The 17,422-nt window shown below is 64.5% G+C and carries 17 protein-coding genes; 6 read left to right on the forward strand and 11 right to left on the reverse strand.

Going from position 1 to position 17,422, the window contains the following annotated elements; all coding sequences use genetic code 11:
• Positions 1-18 precede the first annotated feature (18 nt).
• From ABIC94_RS07490 to ABIC94_RS07515, 6 genes are all read left to right on the forward strand, one after another.
• The gene (locus ABIC94_RS07490; RefSeq protein ID WP_354372399.1) at positions 19-1,083 is read left to right on the forward strand and encodes a MerR family transcriptional regulator; all 1,065 of its coding nucleotides are present in this window, start codon (positions 19-21) and stop codon (positions 1,081-1,083) included.
• A complete protein-coding gene (locus ABIC94_RS07495) occupies positions 1,080-2,507 on the forward strand; it encodes a carotenoid oxygenase family protein (protein ID WP_354372400.1) in 1,428 nt (475 codons plus the stop codon). The genes ABIC94_RS07490 and ABIC94_RS07495 overlap by 4 nt, the downstream gene beginning before the upstream one ends.
• Positions 2,508-2,706: 199 nt before the next feature.
• A complete protein-coding gene (locus ABIC94_RS07500; RefSeq protein WP_436317955.1) occupies positions 2,707-3,357 on the forward strand; it encodes a response regulator transcription factor in 651 nt (216 codons plus the stop codon).
• 61 nt (positions 3,358-3,418) lie between these two features.
• The gene (locus tag ABIC94_RS07505) at positions 3,419-5,239 is read left to right on the forward strand and encodes an ATP-binding protein (RefSeq protein WP_354372402.1); all 1,821 of its coding nucleotides are present in this window, start codon (positions 3,419-3,421) and stop codon (positions 5,237-5,239) included.
• Positions 5,240-5,611: 372 nt separating this feature from the next.
• The gene (locus ABIC94_RS07510) at positions 5,612-6,178 is read left to right on the forward strand and encodes a hypothetical protein (RefSeq protein WP_354372403.1); all 567 of its coding nucleotides are present in this window, start codon (positions 5,612-5,614) and stop codon (positions 6,176-6,178) included.
• A 245-nt stretch (positions 6,179-6,423) separates the two neighbouring features.
• A complete protein-coding gene (locus tag ABIC94_RS07515; RefSeq protein WP_354372444.1) occupies positions 6,424-7,275 on the forward strand; it encodes a CsgG/HfaB family protein in 852 nt (283 codons plus the stop codon).
• Positions 7,276-7,365: 90 nt separating this feature from the next.
• Here the strand turns inward: ABIC94_RS07515 and cheZ are convergent, their stop codons facing one another.
• From cheZ to flhD, 11 genes are all read right to left on the reverse strand, one after another.
• Positions 7,366-8,022 carry a protein phosphatase CheZ gene (gene cheZ, locus ABIC94_RS07520; protein WP_354372404.1) on the reverse strand — a complete coding sequence of 219 codons (657 nt, stop codon included), beginning with the start codon at positions 8,020-8,022 and terminating at the stop codon, positions 7,366-7,368.
• 1 nt (position 8,023) lies between these two features.
• Positions 8,024-8,422, reverse strand: a complete 399-nt coding sequence (gene cheY, locus ABIC94_RS07525) for a chemotaxis response regulator CheY (protein ID WP_354372405.1) — start codon at positions 8,420-8,422, stop codon at positions 8,024-8,026.
• A gap of 27 nt (positions 8,423-8,449) precedes the next feature.
• On the reverse strand, positions 8,450-9,529 hold the full coding sequence (locus tag ABIC94_RS07530; protein WP_354372406.1) for a protein-glutamate methylesterase/protein-glutamine glutaminase: 1,080 nt from the start codon (positions 9,527-9,529) through the stop codon (positions 8,450-8,452).
• Positions 9,526-10,167, reverse strand: a complete 642-nt coding sequence (gene cheD, locus ABIC94_RS07535) for a chemoreceptor glutamine deamidase CheD (protein WP_354372407.1) — start codon at positions 10,165-10,167, stop codon at positions 9,526-9,528. Before cheD ends, ABIC94_RS07530 begins: the two co-directional genes overlap by 4 nt.
• A complete protein-coding gene (locus tag ABIC94_RS07540) occupies positions 10,164-10,985 on the reverse strand; it encodes a CheR family methyltransferase (protein ID WP_354372408.1) in 822 nt (273 codons plus the stop codon). Before ABIC94_RS07540 ends, cheD begins: the two co-directional genes overlap by 4 nt.
• Positions 10,986-10,987: 2 nt before the next feature.
• Entirely contained in the window at positions 10,988-12,304 is a 1,317-nt protein-coding gene (locus ABIC94_RS07545; protein WP_354372409.1) for an EAL and HDOD domain-containing protein, read from the reverse strand.
• A gap of 29 nt (positions 12,305-12,333) precedes the next feature.
• The gene (cheA, locus tag ABIC94_RS07550; protein WP_354372410.1) at positions 12,334-14,394 is read right to left on the reverse strand and encodes a chemotaxis protein CheA; all 2,061 of its coding nucleotides are present in this window, start codon (positions 14,392-14,394) and stop codon (positions 12,334-12,336) included.
• Positions 14,395-14,436: 42 nt separating this feature from the next.
• Positions 14,437-15,387, reverse strand: a complete 951-nt coding sequence (gene motB / locus ABIC94_RS07555; protein ID WP_354372411.1) for a flagellar motor protein MotB — start codon at positions 15,385-15,387, stop codon at positions 14,437-14,439.
• Positions 15,388-15,405: 18 nt separating this feature from the next.
• Positions 15,406-16,266, reverse strand: coding sequence for a flagellar motor stator protein MotA (gene motA, locus ABIC94_RS07560; protein ID WP_354372412.1), 861 nt, complete (start codon positions 16,264-16,266; stop codon positions 15,406-15,408).
• Between the two features lie 65 nt (positions 16,267-16,331).
• Entirely contained in the window at positions 16,332-16,940 is a 609-nt protein-coding gene (gene flhC, locus ABIC94_RS07565; RefSeq protein WP_354372413.1) for a flagellar transcriptional regulator FlhC, read from the reverse strand.
• Positions 16,937-17,275: a flagellar transcriptional regulator FlhD gene (gene flhD, locus ABIC94_RS07570; RefSeq protein WP_354372414.1), complete on the reverse strand. Its 339-nt coding sequence runs from the start codon at positions 17,273-17,275 to the stop codon at positions 16,937-16,939. Before flhD ends, flhC begins: the two co-directional genes overlap by 4 nt.
• Positions 17,276-17,422 lie beyond the last annotated feature (147 nt).

Raw genomic sequence — 17,422 nt, forward strand, 5'->3', positions numbered from 1 at the left:
CAACTTGAGAGGGAAGGCATGTTCTTGAAGATCGGCGAACTCGCCCGGCGCACCGGGCTGACAGTGCGCGCATTGCGTCACTATGACGACATCGCACTGCTGGTGCCATCTGAAAGGTCCAGCGGCGGCTACCGCCTGTACGGCCGCAAGGACGTGGCGCGGCTCTTCCGCATCCAGGCGCTGCGGCGGCTCGACCTGCCGCTCGCGGACATACAGCAACTTCTCGACGACGACGCCGGAGGGCTGTCGGAAGTCGTGGCACGGCAGGTGGCGCAGCTCGACGAAGAGATCCTGCGAGCCTCTGCGCTGCGCACCCACCTGCTCGCGGTGCAGGGCCTGCTGCAGGCCAGCGAAGAGCCCGGCATCGACGACTGGCTGCTGGCGCTCGAAAGCATGGTCGCGGGCGCAAAGTACTTCAGTGACGACGAGCAGCGCACTCTCAAGGCGCAGCGTGGCGGCTCGGCCGATGCCATGGCGCCCGAGCGCGCGGAATTGTCGGAGTTGCTGCGCAGCCTGGTGGCCGCCGGCACGCCGCCCGAGAGCCCGCAGGCGCAAGCCCTGGCGCAGCGCTGGATTGCGCTGCTGCTCGAAGAAGCCGGCGGCGACGAGGGCCTGCTGATGAAGCTCTACGCCATGCACTGGAACGAGCCATCGCTGCATGCGCTCACCGGTGTGGACCGCGCGGGCATCCGCTACATCTCGCACGCCATGGCGTTCGCGCGCCTGCAACTCTATGCGCCCTACTGCAGCGAGGAAGACATGGCCACGCTGCGCCGGCACTACGTTGCGCAGACCGATGCGTGGCCGCCGCTCATCGCGGAAGTCCGGCAGCAGATGATGGCCAACGCTCCACTCCACGGGCCAGCCATGCGCGCGCTGGCGTTGCGCTGGCAGGCGCTGTCGCTCGCCAAGGCGGGCGGTGACGCGGCACTGCATGCAAAGCTGCAGCAGGCGTTTCGCGAAGACGCGGCGCTGCGGGCCGGCTCGGGCATCGACGCGGCGTTGGCCGCCTACGTCGGGCAAGCCATTGCACAACTCGATGGCACACCGCCCCTCATGAACAAACCCGAAGGCACCCAGTGAACGCAGCAGCGCAGAAGAACCCTCACTTCTTTACCGGCAACTACTCGCCGCTGACCGAAGAGCACGACATTGCCGCGCTCGAGATCGAAGGCGCCCTGCCACCCGGGCTCTCTGGCAGCCTGTACCGCGTCGGCCCGAATCCGCAGTTCGCACCGCGCGACGACAGCTATCACTGGTTCTCGGGCGACGGCATGGTGCACGCCTTCCATATCGGGGGCGGCAAGGTGTCGTATAGCAACCGCTGGGCGCGCACGCCGAAGTGGCAACTCGAGCATGAAGCCGGCCGCGCGCTCTTCGGCACCTTCGGCAACCCCGCCACCAGCGATCCGCTGGCGCAGGGCCGCAACGGCGGCACGGCCAACACCAGCATGCTGTGGCATGGCGGCCGGCTGTTCGCGCTCGAGGAGTCGCATCAGCCCTTCGAACTCGACGCCTTCACGCTGGCTTCCAAGGGGCACCAGAGCTTCGGCGACCGCGTGAACTCGCGCTGCACCGCGCACCCGAAGGTCGACCCCGAAAGCGGCGAACTGCATTTCTTCGCCTATTCGCCCGATGGCCCCTGTTCTCCGACCATGCTCTATGGCGTGATGAACCATCACTGCGAGGTCACGCAACTGCAGTCGTTCACAGCGCCGCACGCCAGCATGGCGCACGACTTCATGCTGACGCACGGTCATGTGCTCTTTCCCGTCACGCCGCTGACGCTCAGCGTGGAGCGCGCCATGCGCGGCAAGCCGCTCCTGGCGTGGGATGCCGCCAAGCGAACCCATGTCGGCGTGATGCGCCGCGGTGGCGCACCCGGCATGCTGCGCTGGTTCGACACCGACGCCTGCCATATGTTCCACGTGATGAATGCCTGGGAGGACGGCGACACCATCGTGGCCTATGTGATGCAGTCGGACACGGCCCCCGGCCTGCCCGACGCCGAAGGCCGCCCCGGAGATCCCCACGCCATGGCCGCGCGCCTGTGCCGTTGGACCTTCGATCTGGCCGGCACGGGCACCGGGTTCCAGCGCGAGTACCTCGACGACCTGGTAGCGGAATTTCCGCGTATCGACGAGCGCTACACAGGGCGGCGCAACCGCGACGGTTTCTACACCTGCCATGCGACGCCCCGCGCGCGGGACGATTCGCAGAGCGTGCTCTACGACAGCCTGGCCCGTTTCGACTTCGATACGGGCAAGCGCAGCATCTACACGCTGGCGCACGGCGGCGTCGTGTCCGAACCGGTGTTCGTTCCGCGCGCAGCCGACGCGGCCGAGGCCGATGGCTGGCTGCTGGCCGTGGCGTGGCGCGAACGCGAAAATCGCAGCGACCTGCTGGTGTTCGATGCCATGGACCTGCCCGCGGGGCCGGTGGCGGTCGCCCGCTTACCGCACCGTGTGCCGTTCGGCTTCCACGGGAGCTGGCGGCCTGGCTCGTAACGGCCAGCAATTGAGCGCGATCAATTGCTACTGAATTTGTACTACGAAAAAGAACTGAACCTGCGCGCAACGAGCCAAATGACTTTCGTCACTTACCTTCCTGCGCGAAACCGTTAGATTCCGTTGTGTGAGTCCCGACGCGTCGAAGCATTCCCCACCAAAGCACGGCGCTCCTGCGCACGTACGGCAACCACGCGCCATTCTGGTCGTGGACGATCATGAGTTGGTACGCTTGGGGGTGCGCGCACTGCTGCAGGCGCAGAGCACGCCATCGGGTGAGGCAGTGGAAGTCAAGGTCTTCGAGGCCGGCAGTCTCGCCGAGGCCATGGACTTGTATGAAAGCGCCCAGGGTGCCGTCGACCTGGTGCTGTTGGACCTGGCCTTACCCGACACCCAAGGCCTGAGTGGCCTGGTGGAATTTCATGCCCGCTATCCTGCGGCACGCATCGTGGTTCTTTCCGGCTCCGGCACCACCTCGCTCGCACAGAGCACGATCGCCCAGGGAGCACTGGCGTTGGGCGCAAGCGCCTTCATCCCCAAGTCGACAAACCTCAAGGAAGTGGTGAGTTTCATCCGGGCCTGCGGATTGCTCGGGAGCGACGCGGTCGACGGGTTGCCTCGCCTTCCCAGCGCATCCATCTGCCCCGAAAAACCCGCCCATCGCCGCGCCTGGCAAGCGCTTGCGCCGCGGCAGATACAGGTGCTCCAGTGGGTGCTGGAAGGCAAGACCAACAAGGAGATCGCCGAGGCAGCGGCGCTTGCCGAAGGCACGGTGAAGAACTACGTGTCGACGATCTTTTTGCTGTTCGGTGTCCGCTCGCGCGCGCAATTGATCAGTAGCTTGCGGTAAGCCCGGCTGCGCAGGCGAAATACGAATATCCAGGAGACAACTCCTGCGGGGAGGCAATTCGATGAGCAAGATCGTGTCGCAACACCTGGCTGTCGACGCTGCACTCAGCCTGCGCATATTGCGCGAGCACGTGGCTTCGGTCTACGCCGGCCACAGCACAGCGGTTCTGGCCCATTTCGGTTTTGCAGCCGCGCTGGCCGCCTTCAGCTACTCGCGCCTCAGCCATCCATGGTTGCTGTACTGGCTGCTCGTTCTTGCCGCAGTAGACCTCTACGCATTGCTGGCGCCGCGCTGGACCCCCGACACGCCGATGTCCGACAGCCCCTATTGGGCGCGCAAGTACGCCCGTCTGGTCACGCTGGTCAGCGTCGCAACAGCGCCTGCGCCCCTGTTCCTTGTGTCGACGACGGACCTGGTCATGACCACCGTGTTCACGGTGGTCATCATCGGCAGCTGGACACGCGCGGTGCAGGCACGATGGCCTCTGAAGCCGGCCATGTTCGGATATGGCATTCCCATGATGACGGGCCTTATCGCGGCCCTGGTCTGGCATGGCAACGCGCTCAACTGGTTCCTCGCCGCGTTCGGCACTGTCAACCTGGTACTCACCCTTCGGGCCGGCTTGCAAGAGAACAGGCGGTTGACCGAATCGCTGATCCTGCGCTTCGAGAACGAGGCCCTGGCCGCCCGCCTGAGCGAGCAAATCGCCGCAACCGAACGTGCCAGTGCCGAGAAGACCCGCTTCCTGGCCACCGCCAGCCACGACCTGCGTCAACCGATGCACGCCATCGCATTGTTCGGCGCAGCCCTGGAGAATGCCCTGCACAACCGCCCCGAAGGGGAAAACGCCGAGCGCCTGATGCGGGCGGTCGATACCCTGGGTGCGTCGCTGAACACCATGCTCGATGTTTCCCGTCTCGATGCGGGAGTGGTAGTGCCCGAGCCATGTGACCTGGAACTCGACGCGCTGTTTCGTCCGCTCAATCACACCTTCTCGGCGCAGGCAGACCAGAAGAGTTTGCAGTTGCGCATTCGCGCCAGCGGACTGTGGGTGCGCAGCGACCCGCAACTTCTGTATCGCATGCTCTCCAACCTGGTCGACAACGCGTTGAAGTACACGCGACACGGCGGCGTGACCGTCACGGCACTTGCACGTGGAGATCTTGTCTGGATCGAGGTGCGGGACACCGGCATCGGTGTTCCTCCCGGACAGCTGGATCGCATCTTCGAGGAGTTCTATCAAATCGGCAACCCGGGACGCGACCGCTCCCGAGGCCTGGGCATCGGGTTGTCGATCGTGCAGCGCCTGTCCCAGCTGCTCGATCATCCGGTGCAAGTGCGCTCGCGCCCAGGCCGAGGTACACGCTTTCGCCTGCTGGTGCCAATGGCCGAGGCATCACCGGATTCGCCCACGGATCTCCTGCTCCGGGATCTCGAATCGCCCGTGCGCCATCGCTTCGCGGTGCCGGACCTGCGCGGCCGCGTCTTGCTGATCGACGACGAGTCCGAAATCCGGCAAGCCATGACGGTGCTGCTGCGCGCCTATTCCCTCGATATCGTGGCCGTGGCCGACGAAGCCGCTGCAGTCGAAGTGTTGACGCATCCCGACGCACAGGCCAAGCCGTTCGCACTGCTGCTGTGCGACTACCGGTTGGCCGACGGGGTGGACGGACTCGATGTCGGACTGCGCCTGCGCGAACGCTTCCAGCCGGATTCCTCGCTGCTTCTGATCACGGGCGAAACCGCGCCCGAGCGGCTGCAGCGTGTGCGCGCCTCGGGTGTGCCTGTGCTTTTCAAGCCTGTAAGCGCCGCGACGCTGCTGCAAGCCATGGCTGAACTTGCGTCTGCAGACCCCCGGCGTTTGCATGAGCGCAACAGGTGACTTTAGACACTGGAGGTCGTCTCCGCCTTCTCCTAAATTTGCATCGGGCCGGATCCCGGCCTTTTTGACAAACAAGAGGGAGGTCGTATGCAGAGAAATCCGTGGGCAATCGGAGCGATGGCTGCCGCCATCACGGCGGTATTGGCGGCATTGGCGGCATGCGGGGGAGGAGGAGGAGGCAATGGCGGCGGCGGATCTCCGATCCTGCCCCTCACGCCTGCTCCGGCCCCCGCACCTTCGCCACCACCGGCGCCAGCCCCTGCACCGGCATCGGCGACGAGCTCGGCCTCCTGTACGAACGAAGCGGATTTCCATGCCGGGACTGTGCGGGACTACGAAGAACGAACGACGATTTCCGGGCAATCTCCCACGGTGAACCGCACCGTCGAAACAGTTGGCGAACGCAAGTCGTTCGCCGGCGCCACGCCTGTGACCGTCAAGGTCCAACCCCACGATACCGCCGGAAATCCATCGCCCGCCGCCGAGAATTACCACGACCTGGTCAATGGCAACGTGATCTCGTACGGATCGATTGCGCAGGTCGCGACCCAAGTCATCACAGTGACGTTCGATCCACCCGTGGCCGGCCCGGTGGACATGCAGCCGGGGCAAGTGGCAAGCGGCAGCTACAAGATAAAGACTGTTGTCGTCAGCACGGCGGATGGGTCAAAAATCGAGAGCGAGTACCCGGTATCGCGAGATCTGACCTACGTTGGCCGGGAAGCCTTGCAAACGGAAATGGGCACCTTCAACGCTTGCAAGTTCACGAACAAGCAAACCACGGGTACGGGCGAAACGGCCTTCGTCACGACCTTCACCACATGGGTCGCCGCCGAAGGAGCGCATCGGGGTCAGTTGCTCAAGATCCATACGCTTCCAGCAGATTCCCGGCCCGAGGTCACAACAGAGCGGATCAAGATGACCTACACGCCGAAGTAGCAGCCATCGAAACCGCTGCAAGCCATGGCTGAAGTCACGCCTGCAGACCTTCGTTGCCTGCACACGGATCTCGGCCCTTTGCCAATCAACAGATGAGAAGACACATGACAAAAACCGTAGATGCGGCATACCTGCCGTTTTCAAGCTCGCAGGATTCGCTGCAGCGCCCAAGGCTCGGAGATCCCAAGCTCGACAAGCGGGGGCGGCGCGCAAGCTTTGCGACAGCCACGGCGGTAGCCGGACTCATGGCTTTGGCGGGCTGCCAGAACATGCCCGCTCTCGACATGCAGATGGGCAGCCAATCCGCCAAGACGGTGGCCACCGGCAGCGCGGCCGGCTCGGCCACTTCCGGTGAAAACAGCGCCCTCGAGCGCTGCGACTCGCCGCTGGGCACCGTCTCGCTGATCGAGAACGTCAATGCCGGCTGGTACACCGTGCTCACCGGCGAGTACCGCCTTCCGCCCACGGCCAACCTGCTGCGCCTCTTGGTGCAGCAGTCGAACTGCTTCGTGGTGGTCGAGCGCGGCGCGGCCGGCATGAACGCCATGACGCGCGAGCGCGCGCTCATGCAGTCGGGCGAGATGCGCGGCGGTAGCAATTTCGGCCGCGGCCAGATGGTGGCTTCCGACTACGGCCTTTCGCCCGAGATCGTGTTCAGCAACAACGACGCGGGTGGCATCGGCGGTGCATTGGGCGGGTTGGTGGGCGGAGGGCGAGGCCTCGCCATCGCCAAGCTGGGCGCGAGCTTGCAGACAAAGGAAGCCAGCGCGCTGTTGACCCTTATCGACAACCGCTCGGGCGTGCAGGTCGCGGCGGCCGAAGGCAGTGCTTCCAAGACCGACTTCGCGGGCTTTGCCGGTCTGAGCGGCCTCTCCGCCGCCGGCGGCCTCGGCGGCTACACCCGCACGCCACAGGGCAAGGTGATTGCCGCGGCGTTCATGGACTCCTTCAACCAGATGGTCAGGTCGCTGCGCAACTACAAGGCGCAGACGGTACGCGGCCAGGGCCTCGGCGGCGGTGGGCGCCTCGGCGTGGATGGCGGAGCGGCGCCTTCGGCGACTTCGGCGCCGTCTGCATCAAGTCGCAGAGGAAAGTAGGCCCAAGCAGGCCCGCCACCCCGGCTCGAGCGCCACGGGTCTCGGGGCCCCTGGCGCGAGGCACGCCGGCACCGGATTCATGGCAAGCCCCTAGAACCCGAGGCTCTCCAGCAGGTCGTCCACCTGGGCCTGGCCCGTGACGGCCTCGGGGTTGCCCGGTACCACCTGCGGGCCGTTCTGCAAACTGTTGGCCTCCGCCTCGTGGCGCTTCTCGAGGTGTTTTTCGATGTGCGAGTTGTCGATCAACACCTGGAGCAATTGCGTCTCGACGTCGTTGACCACTTCCATCATCTTCTTGATGACCTGGCCCGTCAGGTCCTGGAAATCCTGCGCCATGAGGATCTCGATCAGCTGCGTGTTGATGGCACCGGCCTTTTGCGGCACGTCTTGCAGATAGCCGCGCGTGTCCATGACCAGCTGGCGCGCCTGGTCGAGTTCGACCGGGTTCGCAAACCATTCGTCCCAGCGCCGGCTCAGGCCCTTGGCATGCGTTGCAAGGTCTTCCTGCAAGGGCTGCGCAAGGTCGATGGCGTTGAGGGCGCGGTGCGCCGCCCGTTCGGTCATCGAGGCGATGTAGCCCAGGCGGTCGCGCGCGTCGGGGATGGCTTGCGCGGCCTTGGCAACCTGCTTGTCGAGCCCCAGCTCGCGCAGGCCTTCGCGCAATTGCCGGGTCAATTGCCCGATGCGCCCGAGCAACTCTTCGGCTGTGTTTCCGTGCTCCACGGATTCGAGCGCAGCGTGTGTCATTTCAGGCCGCCTCTTTCTGGAGCTTCTCGAAGATCTTGTTGATCTTCTCTTCGAGCGTGGCCGCCGTGAAGGGCTTGACCACATAGCCGTTGGCGCCCGCCTGCGCGGCCGCGATGATGTTTTCCTTCTTGGCTTCGGCCGTGACCATCAGCACCGGCAGCTTGGCCAGCTCGGGGTCGGCGCGAATGGTCTGCAGCATGGTCAGGCCGTCCATGTTGGGCATGTTCCAGTCCGAGACCACGAAGCCGAAGTTTCCGCCGCGCAGCTTCTCGATGCCGGCCGCGCCGTCTTCCGCCTCGTCGACGTTGAGGAACTCGAGTTCCTTCAACAGGTTGCGCACGATGCGCCGCATGGTCGGGAAGTCGTCCACAACCAAAATTTTGATGCTCTTATCGATCACGATTTTTCCAACTCCAACAGTTCGTTTTCAAACCCGGTTCGCGCGTTCGCCGAAGGTGCGCAGATGGGCCAGCACGCGGCGCCCCATCTCTCCCAACGGCGCCACGTCGTCAACGGCACCCAATGCAATGGCCTCGCGCGGCATGCCGAAGACGACGCAGCTGGCCTCGTCCTGTGCGAAGGTGTAGGCGCCTGCCTGCTTCATGCGCAGCAGACCTTCCGCGCCGTCTTTCCCCATGCCCGTCAGGATCATTCCGATCGCGTTCTTTCCGGCATGCCGTGCAGCCGAGTCGAAGAGCACGTCGATCGAAGGACGATGGCGGTTCACCGGCGGCTCCTGGTCGAGCTGGGCCACGTAGTTGGCGCCGCTGCGGCTCAGGGAAAGGTGAAAGCCGCCGGGCGCGATATAGGCGTAGCCCGGCAGCACGCGCTCGCCATGCTCGGCCTCCTTCACGGTAATGCGGCACAGGCCGTTCAGGCGCTGCGCAAAAGAGCGCGTGAAACCCGCCGGCATGTGCTGTGCAATGAGCACGGCCGGTGCATCCGGGGGCAGCGGCAGCAACACCTCGCGGATGGCCTCCGTGCCGCCCGTGGAGGCACCGATGATGATGAGCTTCTCGGTGCTCAGCAGCGGGCTGCGCAGCAAGGGCTCCTGCGGGTTGTCCGCCGCGCCTTTCGCCGATGCGCCGTGCCGGCCAGGCAGCAGCCGCGCCGCGGCGGCCGTGCGGATCTTGCCGGCGATGATTTCGGTGTACTGCAAGAGCCCGTCGCGCACGCCGAGCCGCGGCTTGGTCACGAAGTCGATCGCGCCCAGCTCCAGCGCGCGCAGCGCGATTTCCGAGCCCCGCTCGGTCAGCGACGACACCATGACCACCGGCATCGGGCGCAGGCGCATGAGCTTCTCGAGAAATTCCAGCCCGTCCATGCGCGGCATCTCGACGTCGAGCGTGAGCACGTCCGGGTTGGTTACCTTGATGAGGTCACGTGCCTGCAGCGGATCGGCCGCGGTGCCGACCACCGTCATGTCGGACTGGCTGTTGATGATCTCGGTCATCACGCTGCGGATCAGCGCCGAATCGTCGACGCAAAGTACCTTGATCTTCTTCATGCGACCCAACTCCCCTTGCCATACGCGGCAGACCATTTGCGCAACAGCTCGCCTTCGTCGTGCTGGACCGCCTGGATATCGATTTGTGCGCGCAGCTTGCGCACCACTGCCTTGCCGGTGGCAGGCAGCAGGCACACGCGGCGCGCGTGCAGGCCGCGCAAGTCCTGCGCGGCGACGGTAATGCGCTGCTTCTCGAGATAGCGCAGCACGAAGTCGGCGTTGCGTCCGCCGATGTTGAGCATCGTCATGTTGGCCAGCACCGCGGCGCCGCCGAAGACCTTGGCCCGCAGTCGTTCGCGCCTTGCGCCCGCGCGCAGCAGTTCGGCGATCAGCACGTCCATGGCGTAGGCGCCGTAGCGCATCGACTCGACCTGGTCACGCGTGTCGGCCTCGGCATCGTCCGGGAGCATGAAGTGGTTCATGCCCGCGACGCCGGCTTCCACATCGGTGATGCAGGCCGCCACGCAGGAGCCCAGTACCGTGGTCAGCAGGATGCCGGCATCGGTCACGTAGTACTCCGCGGGCAGCAGCTTGACCGCGGTGCAATCGAAGTCGCGGTCGAAGTAGTGGTGGGTCGCCACCGACCCCGGCACGGCCGACGGCTTGGAACCCCGCTCCTGAAACAGGTTCGGGCTCACGCGCGCGCCTTGCTCATGGTGTACACCGTTTGCCCGACGGTCTTGAACGTCTGGTTCACCAGCGAGGCGTTCTCGGAATGACCGGCGAAAAGCAGTCCGTGCGGCTTCAGCAGCGGCACGAAGCGGTCCAGCAGTTTTTTCTGCGTGGGCTTGTCGAAATAGATCATCACATTGCGGCAGAAGATCGCATCCACGGGCTCCTTCACCGGCCACGAACCGTCGAGCAGGTTGAGCCGCGAGAACTTGACCATGGCCGCCACTTCGGGGCGCACCCTCACCTTGCCCGCATTCGCGCCCGTGCCCTTGTTGAAGAAGCGCCGCAGGCGATCGGGAGACAACCGGTTGACCTGCTCCATCGTGAACACGGCGGCGGAGGCCTTGGCCAGCACCGAGGTGTCGATGTCGGTGGCGATGACGCGGGCGGTGCTCGCGCGCTCGCCGAGCGCTTCCATCAGCGTGATCGCGATCGAATAGGGTTCTTCGCCGGTCGACGCGGCCGCGCACCAGACGGTGATGGGCTGGGTGCACTTGCGCGCCAGTTCCGCCAGCACCGGAAAGTGATGCGCCTCGCGAAAGAACGACGTCAGGTTGGTCGTCAGCGAATTGATGAACAGCTGCCACTCGTTGCCGTCGCGGCTGTCTTCCAGCAGGCTCAGGTAGGTGGAGAACTGGGGCAGCCCCAGGTCTCGCAGGCGGCGCGAAAGCCGGCTGTACACCATCTGCCGCTTGTGCTCTCCCAGGGCGATGCCGGCGCGGCGATGAATGAGCGTGCGTATCCGGGAGAAGTCGCTGTCGGTAAAGAGGAATTCGGAGTTCATGCTCAATGCGCCGCTTCGACTGGCACCGCGTCCTGCGACCAGGCCAGTGCGGAAAGATGTGCGGCGTTGACCTGGTCGGCGCTCAGCAGCAGCGCTTCCGACAGGCGCGCCGCATCGCCGGTGTTCAGCTCGCAGGCTTCGGCCAGCGAGAGGAAGGGGCCGTACACGCCCTGGCGCGAAAGAATGGCCTGCTGGACCGAATCGGAGAGCTGCACCTTGCTCAGCACCTCTTCCATCGGGATGCCCAGCAGCTGGTCGATCAGGGAGAACATGCCAACCACGAAGAGGTTGTCCGACTCGCCCCGCGGCAGCATGATTTCGCCCATCAACTCGACGAACCGGCCGCGCATGATCGCCTTCTTCATCATGAAGGGCGGGCTGCCCGTGGGGTTGCTCGTTGCAAGCAGCATCGAAAGCCAGCGGAACAGCGGCGAATAGCCGAGCATCGTCACGGCATGGTGCAGCGAGTGAATCTCGACGCCGGCACCGACGGCGGGCGAATTCATGTGGCGCAGCAGCCTGTAGGTGAGCGCCGCATCGCGCTTGAGGGCGGCTTCGATCTCGCGCAGGTCTTCGTTGCGCTGGATCATCTGCAGCAGCCGCATGATCAGTATCGATTCGGGCTCCAGCGCGTGGCTGCCTGTTTTCGCCACGGGCGGCGGCAGGCCGCAGCTCGGATCGGCGAACACGTCGATGCGGCGCGCGGCGCACGCCTCGAAGTCTTTCCATGAAGCCATGCGCGTCGCAATCGGCTGAATAGGCATGTGGTCGGGCTGCTCGCCGCGCCGGGCGGCCGCGACGAGCATGGGGTCTCCGGCGCCCACGTCGAAATGGGTCACCATGCCAAGCAGCTCGTGGTCTTCCGGCAGCGCCGAGGCGCCGCGCAGCATGAAGCTGAACCCCTGCTCGCGAAGGAACAGCAGCACCGGCCGCAGCTCCTCGTTGGCAAGGACGTCGAGCTCCAGGCAGAACACGGTGTATTCGGGCGGCAGCGATTGCAGCGCGCCGTCCGCCAGCGCCTCTGCATTCACGTCGAGGAACAACTCGCTGCGCCCCAGTTGCCACGGGGTGTCCGGCGGATTGAGGTGCTCGGTCACGCAGGCGACGAGCGCCTTGAACTGGGTGAGGGCATCGGGCGCCTCTTCGGACTTGGCCGCCGGGCGCCAGGCGAGCTTGTAGCCTGCCACGCGCTTCTGCGCATCCAGCAGCAAGGTGTAGGCCACATAGCCGTCTGCATTGCGCGAAAGCATCGAGTCTTTCGACTCTTGGGCCGCCGGGGTTTCTTCGGCTGCGGAGCGCCGGAAAAAATCAAAACGCATTGCATCGTCTCCGTGTCGGTATCGTTATCTCAGGCGGCAACCGGCTCTGTCCTGGCCGCATGCGCCAGGGCGGAGGTGCGCGTCGCATGGGCCCGCTGAATGCGCGGCATGGCTCCGACGTCGATGATGAAAGCGACGCTGCCGTCGCCCAGGATCGTCGCGGCCGAGATGCCTGGCACCTTGCGGTAGTTGGTCTCCAGGTTCTTGACCACCACCTGGTGCTGGCCGAGCAGCTCGTCGACCAGCAGCGCAAAGCGCGTCTCGTCGGCCTGCACGATCACCAGGATGCCCTGCGTTGGATCGGTTTGTGCGCCGGTCACGTCGAACACGCTGTGCAGTTCGATCAGCGGCAAATACTCGCCTCGCACCTTGATCACATGGCCGTCGCTGGTGATCGAATGCAGGTGCTCGGGCCGCGGTTGCAGCGACTCGATCACATAGCTCAGCGGCAGGATGTACGCCTCGGTGCCCACCTTGACGGACATGCCGTTCAGGATGGCGAGCGTCAGCGGCAGCACGATGCGGGTGGTGGTGCCCCAACCCTCGCGCGAGCTGATCTCCACGTGCCCGCCCATCTCCTGGATGTTGCGCTTGACCACGTCCATGCCGACGCCGCGGCCGGAAATGTCGGTGACTTGCTCGGCCGTGGAGAAGCCCGGCGCGAAGATCAGCTGCCACACCTCGTCGTCGGGCATCGTCTCGGTCACGGGCAGCCCCTTCTGCATGGCCTTGGCCAGGATCTTCTCGCGGTTCAGGCCGGCGCCGTCGTCGCTCACCTCGATCACGATGTTGCCGCCGTGGTGCTGGGCCGACAGCAGCAGTTGCCCTTCGGCTTCCTTGCCCTTGGCGATGCGCTGCGACGGCGTTTCAATGCCGTGGTCGAGGCTGTTGCGCACCAGGTGGGTGAGCGGATCGATGATGCGTTCGATCAAGCCCTTGTCGAGTTCGGTCTCCTTGCCGAAGGTGTCCAGGCGAACCTCTTTGCCAAGCTTGGCGCTCACGTCGCGAATCACCCGAGGGAAGCGGCTGAACACATAGTCCATCGGCATCATGCGGATCGACATGACCGACTCTTGCAGGTCGCGGGCGTTGCGCTCCAGATGGCCCAGGCCGCTCAGGAAGCGCTCGCACTCCACCGGGTCGAGCATGGTGGCGGCCTGCGTCAGCATCGACTGGGTGATCACGAGTTCGCCGACCAGGTTGATGAGCTGGTCGACCTTCTCCACGTCCACGCGGATCGAGCTCGAATCCTTTGCACCCGCTGCCGGACTCGCGGCCGCAGACCGGGGCGCCGCGCCGGCCGGTGCCGGAGCGGGCCGGGCTTCCGCCACAGCAGCAGATGCAACCGGCGCAGCCACGGCAGGCGGATTCACCGCGCCCGCAGCGCCCGAAGCGCCCGCATCCGCGGCACCGGCCGTCTCGCGGGTGATCTCGATCTGCGATTCATCGATGACGAAGCAGCACACCGCAATGATGTCGTCGGGCGCACAGGTGGTCTCGAGCACCACCGTCAGCTGGTCGTTGCTGCGCGTGCGCGACATCAGCTTGCCGAGGTTTCCCAGCTCGTCGGCGAGCAGGTCGCATTCGCTGTCGGAAAGACGCGAGAACCTGATGCGCAGCGCGTCCTGCCCCGCCGCTGCCGCGGCGGCAGCGGCGGGCGCGGCAACCACCACGGGCGCGGGAGCCGGCGCGGCGGCAGCCCCGTCGCTCTCGAGCGCGAGTTGCCGAAGCACGCCGCAGATGTGCGCGACCATTTCAGGATCGGGTTCGTTCTCGGCCTGGTAGGCAATCAGTTGTTCTTGCAAGGCGTCCTTCGTTTCCAGAAATGCATCGATCATCGAGCGGCTCAGGTTCAGCTGGCCATGGCGCGCCCGGTCCAGCAGGGTTTCAAGCAAATGAGTGGTGTCGGTCAGCGCCACAAAGCCGAAGGTGGCCGCGCCGCCCTTGATGGAGTGCGCGGCGCGGAAGATGGCGTTGAGCTGCTCGCTGTCGGGCGCATCGGCGTCCAGCTCGAGAAGCAATTGCTCCATCTGCGCCAGAAGCTCGACGGCTTCGACGAAAAATGCCTGGGTGAACTGACTGAGATCCATCGTTGCTCCGAACCGGCGTGTTGTAGGTGCCGGCATCAATGTCTATGGGTGCCCTGCGGAAGCGCCGCCGCCGGCGCTCCCTCGGGCTGTTACCTTGACGCTCTCGGCGGGAAGCAGCGGCGAGGGCGACGGCTTTGATTTGGCGGGCCAGCTGACGGCACCGCCGCTCCCGCTGTTCTCATGCTCGATCTGCTGTTGCGTGCGGTGGTTGAGCAGGATGATGCTGATGCGCCGGTTGATCGGATTGCGCGGATTGCTCCTGTCCAGGTGCATGCTGTCGGCCAGGCCGACCACGCGCAGTACCTTGCCTTCGGCCATGCCGCCCACCACCAGCTCGCGCCGCGAGGCGTTGGCACGGTCGGCGGACAGCTCCCAGTTGCCATAGGATCGGTCGCCGTTGGTGTAGACGATGGCGTCGGTATGTCCCGACAAGGTGAGCCTGTTCGGCAGTTCGTTGAGCGTCGGCCCGATCTCGCGCAGGATGGCGCGCATGTGCGGCACCAGCTGTGCGCTGGCCAGGTCGAACATCGGGCGGTTCTCGCTGTCGACGATCTGCAGCCGCAGCCCTTCGGTCGTGATGTCGATCAATATCTGCGAGCGGAACTGCTTGAAGACGGGGCTGTTCTCGATGAGCTTGTCCAGCCGGTCTTTCATGCTGGCCAGGCGCTCGGCATCGGCGTCTTCTTCCGCTTCGGCCCGCTGGACCTCGCCGTCGAAGCGCGTGCTCGGGTCCATGCCGCCGCCCGGCACCACGCTGACGCTGGTGCTGCTTTTTTCGCCGCCGTTGATGGCCACCTTCAGCGGCATGCGAAAGTGTTCGGCAATGCCTTCACGCTGCTTCGGCGAGGCATTGGACAAGAGCCACATCACGAGAAAGAACGCCATCATGGCCGTCATGAAGTCGGCATAGGCGATCTTCCAGCCGCCGCCGTGCCCGCCACCGCCGTGAGCGGCAACGCGCCTGATGACAACCCTGTGCTTTTCCGTGCTCATGACAATGCCCCGCGCCGGTCAGCGGGCCTTGACCCCGCGCACGTGGCTGTCCAGCTCGGTAAAGCTGGGCCGCTCGGTCGAGAACAGGACCTTGCGGCCGAATTCCACCGCCAGTTGCGGCGCATACCCATTGAGGCTTGCAAGCAGCGTCACCTTCGTGCACTGGTACAGCTTCATGCCTTCCGCCACCTTCTGTTCGATGAGGGAAGCCAGCGGCGAAACGAAGCCGTAAGCCAGCAGCACACCCAGGAACGTGCCGACCATTGCGTGCGCAATCAGCGCGCCCATTTCCGAAGGCGGCAAGTCGGCCGAAGCCAGCGCGTGCACCACGCCCATCACGGCCGCGACGATGCCGAGCGCAGGCAGCGCGTCGCCCACGCGCGAAAGGCTGTGCATGGGCACTTCGGCTTCGTGCTTGATGGTCTCGATCTCATGGTCCATCAGCGCTTCGATTTCGAATGCATCCGTATTGCCGCTGATGACCAGCCGCAGGTAGTCGCACAGGAACTCCATCACGCCGGCATCGGCCAGGATGGTGGGGTAGCGGCTGAAGATCTCGCTCTGGGCCGGGTCCTCCACGTCGGACTCCAGCTTCATCATTCCTTCCTTGCGTGCCTTGGCCAGCAATTCGTAGAGCAGTGCAAGCAGGTCCAGATAGAGCTGGCGGTTGTGCTTGGACGAGCGCAGCAGGAGCGGCAACTCCTTGAGCGTGGACTTGATCGTCTTGCCGTTGTTGCCCGCGATGAAGGCGCCGAGCGCGGAGCCGCCGATCATCAGCAGCTCCACAGGCTGGAACAGGACGCCGAAGTGCCCGCCCATCAGCGCGTAGCCGCCGAACACGGCACCTATCACCACCAGATAACCAACCAAAAGGAGCACGCGCTTCCCCTACTGCCCTTGAGGCGTCGATTCAAAAGCCTTGCCCACGGGGGCAAGGGCCGTTTTCAATGAAGTCCACCGGCGTCGAGCGCCGATTCCACGGCCAGGCCGATAGCCTCCAGGCCAGGCACGGCGATCTCGCCGCTCCCGGCGCGCTTCGAACCGCGCGCCTTGCCGGCCCGGGACGGCGGCCGGCAGAGTACGCAGACATACCCGCTCTTGTGATCGTGCGCATGCGCGACGAACTGGCCCGCGCACCGGCAGCAGGCGCTCAGCTGCAGCATGTCGCTGTCGAAAAACCGAACCATCGTGTAGGCGCGCGTGAAATCCAGAATAGGTTCGCCCTGCTGCGCTTCAATCTGCTGCAAATACAATTTGTAGCTTTTAATTAATACCCAAACCTTTTCTTCATCGGAATGGGTTTTCATGAATTGATACATGTTGTAAAACATTGACGAATGGATATTCGCCAACCACGTCATATACCAATCCGTTGAAAAAGGGAGCAAGCCCTTGGGCGGAGAAACACCCTTTATTTCCTTGTAAAGCCGGATCAGGCGCTCGCGGCTCAGCCCCACTTCGGACTCCAGGAACTGCAGGCGGGCGCCGAGATGGATCAGCTGGATCGCCAGCTGGACTTCCCGCACCTCGCCAAGGACGCTCTTGCTGCTCATGCCGAGGCAGTCTCTTTGTGCGCCTGCAAGCTTCGTGCCGACATCAGTATCGACATGTGCGCTTGTTGCAGCATCGTGTCTTTACCTTCGCCAACCACCGCCGACATCGAGGCATGCTCGTCGAGGCGGAAACTGCACAGCAGGAAGTTCGACGCCGCCAACTTGAGGATCTGCGCCAGCGACATATTGGCCAGCATGTCGGCCAGTTCACGGCTCACGCCGAGGCGAAACATCGCCGCCACACGGTCTTGCTTGACCAGCTTTTGCGCAAGCAACATGTAGGCGAGATTGATATCGCCGATCTCGCGGGAGATCTCGCCGTTGGCCACGTTCATCACAATATCCGTTTCCAAAATGCACTCCGTTCAGTCATGTCTTGAGTGGATTATTCCTACTATTTAACACTTTGTAACTTTCAATCCCGGTGAAACTGTAAAGCGAGCTACAACTACCTGTAAGCTTTTGTTGCAGTCACACGACTG

Source organism: Variovorax paradoxus (genome assembly GCF_040544635.1).
GTDB classification, from domain to species: Bacteria; Pseudomonadota; Gammaproteobacteria; order Burkholderiales; family Burkholderiaceae_C; genus Variovorax; species Variovorax paradoxus_R.